The 13,796-nt window shown below is 45.7% G+C and carries 9 protein-coding genes; 4 read left to right on the top strand and 5 right to left on the bottom strand.

Annotated elements, in window-relative coordinates; genetic code table 11:
• The first annotated feature begins 25 nt into the window (after positions 1–25).
• From ABQ275_RS17075 to ABQ275_RS17065, 3 genes are all read left to right on the top strand, one after another.
• Positions 26–1,174: a glycoside hydrolase family 130 protein gene (locus ABQ275_RS17075; protein ID WP_349314362.1), complete on the top strand. Its 1,149-nt coding sequence runs from the start codon at positions 26–28 to the stop codon at positions 1,172–1,174.
• 15 nt (positions 1,175–1,189) lie between these two features.
• Positions 1,190–2,554, top strand: coding sequence for a sugar porter family MFS transporter (locus ABQ275_RS17070; protein WP_349314361.1), 1,365 nt, complete (start codon positions 1,190–1,192; stop codon positions 2,552–2,554).
• A gap of 116 nt (positions 2,555–2,670) precedes the next feature.
• Complete coding sequence (locus ABQ275_RS17065) at positions 2,671–3,540, top strand: carbohydrate kinase (protein ID WP_349314360.1); 870 nt, start codon at positions 2,671–2,673, stop codon at positions 3,538–3,540.
• A gap of 71 nt (positions 3,541–3,611) precedes the next feature.
• On the opposite strand, the gene ABQ275_RS17060 is transcribed toward ABQ275_RS17065, so the two are convergent.
• The 5 genes from ABQ275_RS17060 to ABQ275_RS17040 all read right to left on the bottom strand — a co-directional run bounded on the left by ABQ275_RS17060 (position 3,612) and on the right by ABQ275_RS17040 (position 9,964).
• The gene (locus ABQ275_RS17060; RefSeq protein WP_349314359.1) at positions 3,612–5,681 is read right to left on the bottom strand and encodes a DNA topoisomerase 3; all 2,070 of its coding nucleotides are present in this window, start codon (positions 5,679–5,681) and stop codon (positions 3,612–3,614) included.
• Between the two features lie 134 nt (positions 5,682–5,815).
• Entirely contained in the window at positions 5,816–6,208 is a 393-nt protein-coding gene (locus ABQ275_RS17055) for a hypothetical protein (protein ID WP_349314358.1), read from the bottom strand.
• The gene (locus tag ABQ275_RS17050) at positions 6,189–8,822 is read right to left on the bottom strand and encodes a sugar-binding domain-containing protein (protein WP_349314357.1); all 2,634 of its coding nucleotides are present in this window, start codon (positions 8,820–8,822) and stop codon (positions 6,189–6,191) included. The genes ABQ275_RS17055 and ABQ275_RS17050 overlap by 20 nt, the downstream gene beginning before the upstream one ends.
• A 158-nt stretch (positions 8,823–8,980) precedes the next feature.
• Positions 8,981–9,361 carry a hypothetical protein gene (locus ABQ275_RS17045; protein ID WP_349314356.1) on the bottom strand — a complete coding sequence of 127 codons (381 nt, stop codon included), beginning with the start codon at positions 9,359–9,361 and terminating at the stop codon, positions 8,981–8,983.
• A gap of 57 nt (positions 9,362–9,418) precedes the next feature.
• Positions 9,419–9,964 carry a sigma-70 family RNA polymerase sigma factor gene (locus ABQ275_RS17040; RefSeq protein WP_349314355.1) on the bottom strand — a complete coding sequence of 182 codons (546 nt, stop codon included), beginning with the start codon at positions 9,962–9,964 and terminating at the stop codon, positions 9,419–9,421.
• 450 nt (positions 9,965–10,414) lie between these two features.
• Here ABQ275_RS17040 and ABQ275_RS17035 point away from each other — a divergent pair, with 450 nt between their 5' ends.
• Positions 10,415–13,780 carry a SusC/RagA family TonB-linked outer membrane protein gene (locus tag ABQ275_RS17035; protein WP_349314354.1) on the top strand — a complete coding sequence of 1,122 codons (3,366 nt, stop codon included), beginning with the start codon at positions 10,415–10,417 and terminating at the stop codon, positions 13,778–13,780.
• Positions 13,781–13,796 lie beyond the last annotated feature (16 nt).

Below are 13,796 nucleotides of genomic sequence, written 5' to 3'. Positions count from 1 at the left end.
TGTTCGACTAAATCGATTTATTGCTGTGATAAAGCTATTTCCACGTTTATTGCTGCTGGGGCTACTCTTATCTCCCGGTAAGAGTGCCGGTCAGACAAACACTCTGCCCAACTGGGCCCTGGGTGGTTTTGTAAGACCGCCCGGTGTAAATCCGGTGATTCTGCCGGATTCCACAGCCGTTTTTTATGATTCATTACTGCAAAGAAATGTAGACTGGGAATCCAATGATACCTTCAATCCTGCTGCGGTAGTGAAAGATGGGAAGATCGTGGTACTGTACCGGTCGGAAGATAAATCAGGCATCGGTATTGGTTTTCGTACCTCCCGTATAGGTTATGCCGAAAGTAAAGATGGAACAGCCTTTACACGCCGGCGTACACCGGTACTTTATCCGGCAAAAGATGACCAGCAGGTTTTTGAATGGCCCGGTGGTTGCGAAGATCCGCGGGTAGCCGTAACCGATGACGGCACCTATGTTATTTTTTATACCCAGTGGAACCGGCAGGTCCCCCGGCTGGGCGTTGCCACTTCCCGCGACCTGATCAACTGGACCAAACACGGTCCCATCTTCGAAACGGCTTACAACGGCCGCTTCCTGAACCAACCGCATAAATCTGCTTCCATCGTCACCAGGCTGGTGGGAGATAAACAGGTAGTGGCAAAGATCAATGGAAAATACTGGTTATACTGGGGAGAAGCAGGTGTATTTGCGGCTACCTCCACCAACCTGGTAGACTGGCAACCGGTGGTAGATGAAAGAAACGAACTAAAGGCCCTTATCTCCCCCAGGAAAGGTTATTTCGATAGTGGCCTGACAGAGTGCGGACCGCCGGCGATCATCACGGATAAGGGCATTGTATTGCTTTATAACGGCAAGAACGAACCCGGTGATAAAGGAGATCCGCGATTTAATGCCAACACTTACAGTGCCGGACAGGTATTGTTTGATATAAACGATCCGGAGAAAGCCATCGCCCGGCTGGACGTGCCCTTCCTGCGACCTATGGAACCCTTTGAAAAAAGCGGTCAATATGCAGCAGGCACGGTATTCATTGAAGGGCTGGTATTCTTTCAGAAAAAATGGTACCTGTACTACGGCTGTGCGGATTCAAGGGTAGGCGTAGCCATCTACGACCCTGCACATCCTGCACAACCAGATCCGATCCACAACTAAAATAAATTATTATCTATGTCATCACCAGCAGCAACAATTCCCGCCCAGCAACGTACTACCGGTTCCGGTTATGCCGTGCGCATCGCATTGATCGCATCATTGGGCGGCTTCCTCTTTGGTTTTGAAACAGCTGTGATCTCCGGCGCTGAAAAGATCATTCAACACTTATGGTCGCTATCTTCCACCTGGCAGGGCTTTACGGTGGCATCGAGCCTGATCGGTACCGTGGTGGGCTCACTGATAACAGGTACGCCTGCACAGAAATATGGCCGCAAAAAAGTGTTGATGGTCATTGCCCTGATGTTTATCTTATCTGCCATCGGTTGTGCTTTAACATCGCAATGGTTGCTGTTCGTATCATCCCGTTTCATCGGCGGACTGGCCGTAGGGGCTTCCTCCGTAGTAGGACCGATGTATATTTCTGAAATTGCTCCCGCCGCTATCCGTGGCCGCCTGGCTGGCTTCTTCCAGCTGATGATCGTAACCGGGATCTTCGTGGCCTATCTTACTAACTTCTTATTCGTTGACTTTGGTGATGCCGGCTGGCGCTGGATGCTGGGCATCATGGTTATCCCTGCTTTGTTGTTCGCTATTCTACTCAATTTTATTCCTGAAAGCCCCCGCTGGCTGGCGCTGAATGCCCGCTATGATGCGGCGAAACGCATCTTTGAAAAAACCGGTGAGCCACAGGCACTGGACCGGATCATGACAGAGCAGCAATCTGCCGGACAGGCCGTGGAAGAAAAACTGTTTAACGGAAAATATAATAAACCTATTTTCTACGCCATGTTGCTGGCGGCTTTCAACCAGTTTTCCGGCATCAACGCCATCCTTTATTACGCCCCCCGCATTTTTGAGATGGCCGGTTTTGATGCTGCCAGCGCCTATCTGCAACCGATCTACATTGGTGGCGCCAACCTCTTGTTTACCTTGCTGGCGATGACCGTCATCGATAAGATCGGCAGGAAAACATTATTATTGATCGGCAGCGCCGGTATGTTTGTCTTCCTCGGATTAACGGCCATCGCTTTCCGGCATATCGATGGCGCCAACAGCAACATCCTGATTTACCTGATCGGATTTATCGCCTTCTTTGCTTTTTCGCAAGGCGCCGTGATATGGGTATTCATCTCTGAAATATTTCCCAACTCTGTTCGCTCGCAAGGCGGATCACTGGGGAGTTTCACGCACTGGATCATGGCCGCACTCATTTCCTGGACTTTCCCCATCATCGTGGAAGGCAGTCCTGACGGTGGTTTTTATTCCTTTGTATTTTATAGTGTAATGATGCTGGTGTCCTTTGTATTTATCTGGAGAGTGATGCCTGAAACGAAGGGCAGAACATTGGAAGAGATCCAGGAAGAATTAGGCATAAAATGATCCGGATTAAACCGGTTGGAAAATATTATTATTGCTATCTGCGTTAAACAGTTGAGCATCCGGATATTGCAGGTTGCTTTATTATATTTGCTGACCCCATATAACCTATTTAATGTATGATCGTATGTTACGGTGAAGTATTGTGGGATGTTTTCCCCAAAGCAGTTAAACCAGGCGGTGCTCCCATGAATGTAGCTTATCATTTAAATAAGCTGGGCATGGAAACCAATATTATCAGTCGTATAGGCGCTGATGAAGAAGGCGAGCGGATGCTATCACAATTGGAGAACTGGCAGCTCTCTACAGATTGGTGTCAGCAGGATAGTGAATACCCCACCGGTTCTGTACTGGCTACGATGGGAAAGGATCATGAGATGTCTTACGAAATCAGGAATCCTGCGGCCTGGGATTATATTCAATGGCAGCCGGAATTTGAAACGTTGATCCGCAGTGCCGAAGCATTTGTTTTCGGTAGCCTGGTCACCCGTAATACCGTATCGCGGCACACGCTTTTCACGATGCTGGAAATAGCGCCCTATCGTGTCTTTGATGTTAATATCCGGCCGCCTTTCAGCTCTATCGGTATCATCCGGGAATTACTGGAAAGGGTAGATATGGTGAAGATGAATGAGGCAGAACTGAGATTATTATTGTCTACCTATAATGTTGAATTTACAACCGCACAAAACGGTGCCAGGTTCCTGCTCGATAAATTTTCATTGAAAGAAATTATTATCACCCGCGGCAGCAGGGGCGCCCTGTATCTCAACAACGACACCCACTACGATCTGCTGGCAAAACAGGTACCTGTAAAAGATACCGTTGGCAGTGGCGATTCTTTTTTAGCAGGCTTCCTGGCCCGGAAACTCCAGGGAAAACCACTGGAAGAAGCCATGAATTTTGCCATCGGACTCAGTGCCTTTGTAACCACGCAGGAAGGAGCTTGTCCGGATTATAATCCGGCGGAGTTGATAATAGGAAGATAGAAGACTGCGGCAGTACTTATCAGAGCTGGAAACATGGAAGGTACTGTGCGTGCCTACTGCGCTGACGGCAGTTAATTAGAAATCTCAAATGCACCATTCAATATCATCTTCCCGCTTTTGCCTTTGGTGACGAGATCCGCAATGTTTTTGTCCGTCAGTTTTTTGCCGGTAAATTCAAAAGGGATTTTGAAGCCGCATGCGTTGAAGTTGGCGCAGCCATAGGCGGTGTTACCTTTCTTCAGCAGGTGAGCTTTGCACTTGGGACATGTCAGTTCTTCTATGACGATGGCTTTCTTTGGTGCTTTCGGCTTGGGCGCTTTTTTGGGTTTCGTTTCTTCAGGCGGCGGAGGTGGTGGTGCGATGGTGATGGTTTTGTAACTGGCTGTCTTCACTTCTTTCGTAAGGTCTACCACCATCTGTATGAGTTCTTCCTTGAAGGTATCGATAGTGTATTCACCTTTTTCGATGAGACGTAGTTTACGTTCCCACTGACCGGTTAGTTCGGCACTTTTCAGTAGTTCGGTCTGAATGGTGTCGATGAGGTCCATGCCGGTTTGTGTGGCGTAGATATTCTTTTTTTTCTTGTCGATGTATTTTCTGCGGAACAGTGTTTCGATGATATTTGCCCGGGTAGAAGGGCGGCCGATACCATTGTCTTTCAGCAGCTCGCGCATTTCTTCATCATCCACCTGTTTGCCGGCGGTTTCCATGGCCCGCAGAAGTGTAGCTTCTGTAAAGGCTTTGGGCGGGGATGTTTTTCCCTGGTGGATGCGGGGCGTATGCGGACCACTTTCTCCCACTACAAAATCAGGAATGAATTTCTCTTCTTCTTCCCCCTCTTTTTTAATACTGGTATCGTTGGCGTACACTTCTTTCCAGCCGGGTTCGATGATTTGTTTACCGGTGACTTTAAAAGGTACCTGTCCTACTTTTCCGAGTACGGTGGTGTTGGATATTTTACATTCAGGGTAGAAGGCTGCAATAAAGCGGCGTGCTACGAGGTCGTAGATGCGTTTCTCATCCAGGCCGATGCCGCCGGGGTGCATACCGGTGGGGATGATGGCGTGGTGATCTGTTACCTTTTTATCATCGAAGACGGTTTTCAGCTTCGGGATAGGCTTTGCCAACACCGGCGCTATTAACACACTGTAGGGTGTCATGTCCTGCAGGATGCCGGCTATTTTAGGGTGCAGGTCTTCGGTGAGGTAGGTGGTGTCTACCCTGGGGTAGGTGACCAGCTTCTTTTCGTAGAGGCTCTGCACGTATTTGAGGGTGTCGTCGGCGGAGTAGCCGTATTTTTTATTGGCGTCAACCTGTAAGGCGGTGAGGTCAAACAGGCGTGGATTACCTTCTTTGCCATCTTTCTTTTCGAAAGAAGTGACCTCGAACGGATGTTCTGTGAGATAGGCTAATCCTTTCTGCGCTTTTTCTATGTTGGCAAGGCGGTCGATAGCAGCAGTGAATTCCGTTTCGCGGTACATTGTTTTCAGCTCCCAGTAGTCTTCCGAAAGGAATGCGTTGATTTCTTTCTGACGGGCCACGATCATGGCGAGGGTAGGTGTTTGTACCCTGCCGATGGACAACACTACTTTCCCGGTGCCGAATTTCCGGGTAAAGAGGCGGGTGGCGTTCATGCCCAGGAGCCAGTCGCCGATGGCGCGGGCGCTGCCGGCGGCGTAGAGATTATCATACTGACTGCCTTCCCTGAGATGCTGGAAGCCATTGCGTATAGCCTCTTCCGTGAGGGAAGAGATCCAGAGCCTTTTAACAGGTACGGTACACCGGGCTTTTAGTAATACCCAGCGTTGGATCAGCTCACCTTCCTGGCCGGCATCACCGCAGTTGATCACTTCTTCACATTGCTGTACCAGCTGCTCTATTATTTTGAATTGTTTTTGTACACCTGAATTTTCTATGAGTTTGATCCCAAAACTAGGTGGGATCATAGGGAGATCTTCGAGTCGCCACGACTTCCACTGTTCAAAATAATCATGTGGTTCTTTCAGGGTGCAAAAATGGCCGAAAGTCCATGTTACCTGGTAACCATTGCCTTCGTAGTAGCCATCTTTGCGTTGCTTCGCACCGATTACTTCCGCTATATCCCTGGCCACGCTTGGTTTTTCTGCAATGCAAACTTTCATAAAAGCTGAAATAGGGAGACAAATATCGTATAATTAGTTGAACGATATACTATTCCCGCTGCATTAAAAGAAACTGCCCGGGTAGATACCCAGGCAGGTGTTTGTAATCAAACCATATATCTTTATTCTAACGACTATTGTCTGATGCCGGCATCATAATATTGGTAACGTATTAATTCCAGTATAGCGATGTCATATTCTACGTAGGCGCCCTCAAAGTATTCCCGCCAGCTGATATCTCCTATCCATTCATCTGTGAGCACTTCTCCATCAACAAAATGGATGCATACGCAGCAATTGACGACTCTTAGATTATATTCGCCTTTACCCCCGATCATGAGCCGCCGCAGCGAACTTTTTTCCAGGAAATCTTCTACAGATTTGGGGCATATTTCGGCTAACATAATCATCATAACATAGTCCGAAAAACAGGGAGGCACATTATATCTTACAGCGGCGATATGCGATTGCTTCCAGCAATACTCCAGCTGGGCTTGGGTTAATTTGTCATTTCCAGGTTCTAGCACCGTTTTTCATTTTAGTGAGTGTTTCCTGATAAGTTTTCTTTTCGTTGTCTGGCGCGAGGTTCAGTGCTTTCTCCTCATAGGCGATCGCGTCAGTGGTTTTGCCGGATTTATAGAGTACGTTGGCGTACGTATCAATATATGCCGGCTCATTGGCCACCTGTATACATCGCCGGCTCCAGTTGAGTGCATTGGCGAGATGGGTGGTGTCCATCACATTTTCAAATACGGTCCAGGCGTAGCTGTTCAGGTCCTGTGCGGAGATGTAGGGAGCGCATTTCTGGATGTATTGATCTGCTGTGGTGGCAAAGCTGTCCCATTCCTGTTTGTTGAGGTAATGGATGGTTTTGGCACGTAAGAAGATCTCTTCGCCGGGTGCACCATATTTTTTGATGTTTCCTGCGAGCAGGTTCCAGTCGGGGTCTGCTTGCGGTTCTGATACATAGGGACTGATTTCATCCTGGAAAATGATGTTCATCAATTTTACTTCGGCGCGCCGGGTGCCAAGTACGCTGTTGAATTGTTCCTGGTATTTATTGATGATCGCAAATCCCCTGTCTTTGGTACTGTTGGTAAACTTGTTTATATACTTTAGCTGGCCGGGTGTGTAGGGCGGTTTCAGCTGACTGATATATTCATTGGCCATTTTTGCAGCATTTGCAGGATCATTTTTTCTTACGGCCATTTGCGACAGGTTACGCAGGAAGTCCAGGTCATAGTTACCGTCCTGGTACTGCTGCAACAATTTTGTATACATGTTATCCGGATTGGTTGTGTCCATGTTTTGGGCAGAGAAGGCTGTTAGTACCTCGCTCGTGGGAGGTATAATCATGGCGTGTATTTTTCTTAGCTGATCAACAGGTATTTTAATCACTTCCCTGTCGTAGGTAAGGAGTCCGTTCTCTTCTGTTTCTACATCAAAAGGTTCTGTATAGATCGAACCGCTCAGCCCTTCTTCTTCATATACTTTGAGGTGTTTCATCATGAATTCATACTTGCGGGCGAATTGTGCAGCGGGGAGGGAGATGTATCCCCAGCCGTCTGCTTCATTCCATTGGTGGGAAGGTACCTGTACCTGTACGCCACCCCATTCGCCGAGTACCCTTGCTTTGCCGGGGAGGGCGGGTGCGATGCCGGGGCCGGGATAATCGTGAATATCTGTAAGGTCGCTGCTGATCCATTTCTCCATAGGATTCTTCGGAGCGTTGCGATCATAGTTTTCACCAGTGTGACCATCTATGATGCGGGAAGGATCTGCTTTTTTCATCCATTCTGTGAGGCGTTGCTGATCGTATCTTGCCCAGCCTTCGTTGAAGAGTACCCAGCAGATGATGGACGGGTAGTTATGTAATTGCGTGATGTTTTCCTGGTTCTCTTTTTCGAATGCCGCTTTTGCTGCTGGGCTTTCATTAGCGCAGGTAACCATGTCCTGCCATACCAGCATGCCTGTTTTGTCGCAGTGATAGTACCAGCGGGCCGGTTCTAATTTGATATGTTTGCGGATCGTATTAAATCCCATTGATTTTATGGCGGCTATATCAAATTTCAGTGCTTCGTCCGTGGGGGCGGTGTAGAGCCCGTCGGGCCAGAAGCCCTGGTCCAGTACGCCGAGGTTGTAAGTGTATTTGTTGTTTAAGAAGATTCTTTCCTGTCCCAGCTCATCTTTTTTGATCTCAATTTTCCGCATGCCGAAGTAGGAGCCGACGGTGTCTACTACTTTGTTTTTATACAGCAGGCGTATGGAGAGATCATACAGAAAAGGATCGTTGGGTGACCAGAGATGCGCGTTTGGAATGAGCAGTTGCAGGTCGGTATTCGCATTTCCTGTGATCGTGCCTATTTTAGCGCCGTTGCTTTTGGCGACTGCTTCTACGGTGTAACCTTCTCCTGCATCTTTCACATTTACTTTAAGGGAGAGGTAGCCCTGGTCTATGGCTGGTGTCATGGTTAAGGAACCAATATGTACTGCGGGTACTGTTTCCAGCCATACCGTCTGCCAGATACCACTGCTGGCGGTATAGAGGATGTTTTGCGGATGCAGTACCTGTTTGCCGTGTGGATTAGGTCCCTGATCGGAGGGGTCGTATACGGCTACCGTTAACTGATTATCTCCTTTTTTGAGGGCGTTTGTGATGTCGAATGAAAAATTCTGATAACCGCCCTGGTGTTCACCTATCTGTTGGCCGTTGATGTAAACAACTGCTTGCCAGTCTACGGCGCCAAAATGAAGGAGTACTCTATCGGTTCCCGTTTGGTTTGGTTTTTTTATGGTGCGTCTGTACCATAGCCGCTGTTCAGGTAATAAATTTTTCTTTACACCTGATAATGCAGATTCAACAGGGTAGGGCACCAGGATGCGGTCATCAAATTTTTGGGGCATGTCTGCATCTTTGGCAGTAATAGCGTATTGCCACAGGCCATTCAGGTTTTGCCATTCGCTGCGCACCATTTGAGGTCGGGGGTATTCCGGCAAAGCGTTGTTGGGTGTTACCTCTTTGGCCCATCTTGTCTGGAGCTGTACGGGCTTTATCTGCCAGTTGGATTGCCCAAAGGTGGGAGGGTGGAAAAGATGGCAACAGAATGCCAGCATGAAAAAATGCTGAAAAATAGTTTTCATATTGTTTTGTTGTGTTTGGTATATGCCTGATTGAATGACAGGTTTATTATTTTAAGATAGTTTATATGGGGTAACCTTTGGTTGCAGTGGTTAATGTGAATGGATTTCAGCTCACTTCTCACGCTTGCTTCTTCACACGCACTTTCATACCGTGATTGTTATTTATTATTAACGGTTGGGCTGCTACTTGTTGTAGCCCGGGTTGATTTATTCCATTTACTATCGTTGCGAAGGATAAAATACCAGCAGGTTGATACAATTAATATTAACACTGTGGCAACAATGATAGTTTTTTTACGAAGGGACCGGCGCTGCTGATTTTTGCATTGCTCCAGCACTTGTTGTGCGGGGTTCATGCGCAGGCTTTCTGCCGCTTCCGCTTGTAGTCGTGGACCCAGATCGCTGTGCAGCAATTCCCAGACATCTAAGGCGTCCTGATCTTCAAGGATTAAAAGATCTAAATAATGTTGATCGGAAGGGCTGATGGTTCCTGCAATTTCATCTATGGTCAACCATGCTGCTTCATGTAGGTCCCTCATAGCCCGGAATTTTTTTGATTGTATACATAATTTAAACGAGCGGCAGAAAAAAAAGTACTATTCCAGCGATGCAGATTTTAATTTTTTTCTCAATACTTTAAGCGTGGTGCTGATTTGATTCTTGATTGTTTGCAGGGAAGTGCCTTTTGCTTCCATGATTTCCCGGTGACTTCTGTCTTCCAGGTAGGCCATTTCAAACACCTGGCGCTGTGCCAGCGGCAGCTCATTGATAGCCGTCAGGATCTGCTGGAATAGTTCTTTATGTTCTATGGGAACGTGTTGGGTGTACTCCTCTATATTACCTGCGTACACTTTTACTTTTTTTTGGTGCCTGTTTATTCTCCGCATCCGGTCGAGACACTTGTTACGCAGGCAGGTGGAGAGGTAACTTTTCAGAAAGATATTTTCCGGCAGTTCATCTCTGCGGATCCACATGTTTACGAATACTTCCTGTACCAGGTCTGCTGCTTCGTCTTTGTCGTGCAGCAGGTAGTTGGCTTCCATGTGTAACCGGGGGTAAAAGCGGTTATAAATTTCTGTGAAAGCAAATTCGCTTCCGTTTTTCAGGGTGGTTATCAATAAGTGGTCTGTGCTTGGTTGCATGAGGATTTATTTTGGTTAATGATTCCGATGCTTCAGCGATGTGATTGCAATAATGAGGATATTTTCCAACAAATCGTTGTTAAAAGTGTGTTGATGTTTGTTAATCAAATGTGATTCTGTAATTATTTAGAAGCTGTTTGGAAAGCCGGGGGAAGGGGGGACAAAAAACCTTTTATTCGCAAAGTGGTGTGCTGCGAAATCTTTTACAGTAGCCAATGTACGTATTATTTTTTCATGAAAAAATTGTTAAGGGTTATAGTACTTTTTTCCTCCCCGGTCGTTTAGGATATATCGATAACAACTGCGCCGCCGCATTTCTCCTTGCTTGCTCCCCCAATAACTACGCTTGTACCTCCTAAAGGCTGCGTAAGGACATTAATCAAAATCATGTGATACCATTTCCATCTTGATTGCTTATTCTTTTCTGCTACTAAACAAAATTCCTTCCTCATGGCAAAACATATACTACCGCTGCATCTGCCGGCCATCCTGCTGACATTTGTCTGTTTGCCTTTTCTCTCCATGGCCACCACTGTTCGTGACGCGCAATTTGCGCATGAAGACCAAAAGGTAAGTATTGACGTGAAAAACGCGCCCATGGAGGATGTGTTTAAACTGATCTGTAAGCAAACCGGCCTGTCCTTCATCGGGAAGGATGCAGGGTTTACCAACAAAGAACGGATATCCCTGCAGGTGAAAAATGTAGAGCTGAAGAAAGTATTGAACGAAATACTGCCGGTAGGCAAATACATCTGGATTTTTACAGATGATGTGCTGGTAGTACGGAAGATCGGTATCGATGCTGAAAAAAAAAACATCTTTGAGACCTGGTGGGCGTGGAAGGAGCAACCCATAGTCACAGGTAAGGTGATGGACGCCGCTGGAACACCTGTACCCGGCGCCACTGTGATGGTGAAAGGAACTGATAAAGGGACTATCACCAATGAAAGAGGAGAGTTTGAGCTGAAAAATATAGATGATAATGCGATACTCCTGATTAGCAGTATGGGATATGAAAATGAAGTGATAAAAGTAGATGGGAAGGATCGGATTTTTGTCAGGGTCTTGTTAAAGATTAATATGCTGGACGAAACGCAGGTAATCGCCTATGGTACTACTAGCAGGCGTTTAAGTACAGGTAATATAAACACTGTGAAAGGAACGGAAATCGCCATGCAGCCTGTTGGCAATGTCTTGCTGGCTTTACAGGGACGGGTGCCAGGTTTGTTTGTAACCCAGACGAATGGTATCCCAGGAGGGGGCGTGACAGTACGTGTGCAGGGGCAAAATAGTCTTAAGAATGGTAATGACCCGTTCTATGTAATTGATGGGGTGCCTTATAATTCGCAATTACTACCAATGATTAGGGGGATTTTAGGTAGTTCTGGTGGAAATATGGTAATTAATGGGGTTAATAACTCTGGTCCTGTGGGGAATCCATTAAGTTATATTAACCCTGCAGATATTGAAAGCATTGAGGTGTTGAAAGATGCGGATGCTACCGCTATTTATGGTTCTCGCGCTGCGAATGGGGCGATTCTTATTACTACTAAAAAAGGGAGACAAGGCCCAACCAATGTGGATGTCAATCTTCAGAATGGCTGGGGACAGGTAACCCGTAGGTCGAACTTGTTGAATACACCACAGTATCTGCTGATGCGACATGAGGCCATTAGTAATGATGGACTAGCTACCAGTGCAACGGATTATGATATTAACGGTACTTGGGATACTACACGTTATACTGACTGGCAAAAAGAGTTGATTGGCGGAACTGCCCACTATACTGATGGCCATATTACTATTTCCGGCGGAAATGCTACGACCCAATTTTTAGTAGGGGCTGGTTATAAACGTGAGACGATGGTTTTTCCTGGTGATTTTGACGACCAGAAAGGATCTTTACAGTTCAATGTTAGTAGTATTTCCGTCAATCAGAAGTTCCGCATTAGCTTATCCGGTAATTACTTGGTTGATAATAATAAATTGCCCGGTGATGATTTTACGGCGTCTGCAAGAACGCTTGCGCCAACTGCTCCATCGCTCTATAATGCAGATGGTACACTTAATTGGGAAACACTACCTACAGGTGCCGCCACTTGGGATAACCCGTTGGTATCTTTATACCGAAAGTATAGTCTCAAAACTAATAATTTGGTTAGTAACATTCAAACAAGGTACCAGTTGTTACCCGGACTGGATATTGGGAGTAGTTTTGGCTATACTAACATACAATCTATCGAAACTGCAATTAATCCTCTGATAGCAGTACGACCTGAAGATCGGCCATATGCCTCTAGAACAGCAATTTATGGGAATAACAATGTCCTATCTTGGACAATTGAGCCGCAGGTTACTTATAAAAGGTCTATTGCTAAAGGGAAGTTGGATGCATTGATGGGTGCTACTATCAGTCAGAATAACAATAATGGTCAGCAATTTATAGGTTTCAACTATAACAGTGATCAGGCACTCAAGGACATTCATTCCGCCAGCACAGTATTGTCATCATCAAATGTGGTTTTCGTTTATAAATACAATGCGGTATTTGGCCGACTAAATTATACCTGGAATGAAAAGTACATCCTGAATATGACAGGCCGCCGAGATGGGAGTAGTCGTTTTGGATCAGAGAATCAGTTCCATGATTTTTGGTCTACTGGTTTTGGCTGGGTGTTCTCATCGGAGGATTTTATGAAGAAAATGCTGCCCTTCATCAGTTTCGGTAAATTAAGTGGAAGCTATGGTACAACCGGCAATGATCAGATCGGAGAATACCAATTTTTGAATTTGTATAATCCTATCGATGTCGGTGTTCCTTATCAAGGCATTGCTTCATTACGACCCAATGGACTAGCCAATCCCTATCTGCAATGGGAGGAAACGAAAAAGATGCAAGTTGGATTATCCTTAGGGATGGCAAAGGATAAGATTTTACTAAATACTTATTATTATCAAAATCGTTCTTCTAATCAGTTATTAAGTTATGGGTTGCCTATTATTGTAGGTTTTGGCGCTGTCCAAAAGAATATTCCAGCTACTGTAGAAAATTCAGGTTGGGAATTTGCGGCAAATACAACTAATCTAAAATCTAGTAATTTTAGGTGGTCTAGCAATATAAATCTTACTATTCCTAAAAATAAATTACTGGCTTTTAAGGATTTAGCAACTTCCAGTTATGCTAGTTCCTACACAATTGGACTGCCTATAACAGCTATTAAGGTATATCATTTACAGGGAGTTGACCCTGCCTCTGGCATCTACCAATTCACTACGGAACATGGTTCTCCTACCACAAATCCTAATTATTTGACTGATAGACCTGTTTTAATTAATACTGCTCCTACTTGGTATGGAGGTTTCCAAAACAGCTTCAGCTATAAAGATTTCCAGTTAGATTTCCTTTTTCAATTTGTGAAGCAAACAAGGATCGGCTCTTTCCTGGGTAGTTTACCGGGCACTAGAAATAACAACCAACCTACATGGGTGTTAGAACGTTGGCAACATCCAAATGATATCGCTTCTCATCAACAATATAGTGCCACATATAATGGAGCGATTTTTCCAGCCGTTTTTGCGAGTATGACCAGTGATGCTTCATATTCAAATGCATCTTACATTCGGTTGAAGAATTTATCATTTTCATGGCAGCTACCAGGGCAATGGAAGAACAAATTACATCTAAAAAAGGGCAGTATTTATTTGCAGGGTCAGAATTTATTAACCCTAACAAAATATAAGGGACTTGACCCTGAAACAGGATTAGGGTTACCTCCTTTAAGAGTCTGGAATTTTGGCTTGCAAGTGGGGCTATGAAGTTGATAATTTGGAT

The organism is Chitinophaga sp. MM2321 (assembly GCF_964033635.1).
GTDB lineage: Bacteria > Bacteroidota > Bacteroidia > Chitinophagales > Chitinophagaceae > Chitinophaga.
The sequence above is the reverse complement of the archived record's forward strand: the minus strand, read 5'-3'. Positions and strand labels throughout refer to the sequence as shown.

Coding starts and splice junctions, on each gene's coding strand:
- ABQ275_RS17050 (WP_349314357.1), bottom strand. CDS start 8,822: ATGAAAACTATTTTTCAGCATTTTTTCATGCTGGCATTCTGTTGCCAT.
- ABQ275_RS17070 (WP_349314361.1), top strand. CDS start 1,190: ATGTCATCACCAGCAGCAACAATTCCCGCCCAGCAACGTACTACCGGT.
- ABQ275_RS17045 (WP_349314356.1), bottom strand. CDS start 9,361: ATGAGGGACCTACATGAAGCAGCATGGTTGACCATAGATGAAATTGCA.
- ABQ275_RS17060 (WP_349314359.1), bottom strand. CDS start 5,681: ATGAAAGTTTGCATTGCAGAAAAACCAAGCGTGGCCAGGGATATAGCG.
- ABQ275_RS17040 (WP_349314355.1), bottom strand. CDS start 9,964: ATGCAACCAAGCACAGACCACTTATTGATAACCACCCTGAAAAACGGA.
- ABQ275_RS17065 (WP_349314360.1), top strand. CDS start 2,671: ATGATCGTATGTTACGGTGAAGTATTGTGGGATGTTTTCCCCAAAGCA.
- ABQ275_RS17035 (WP_349314354.1), top strand. CDS start 10,415: ATGGCAAAACATATACTACCGCTGCATCTGCCGGCCATCCTGCTGACA.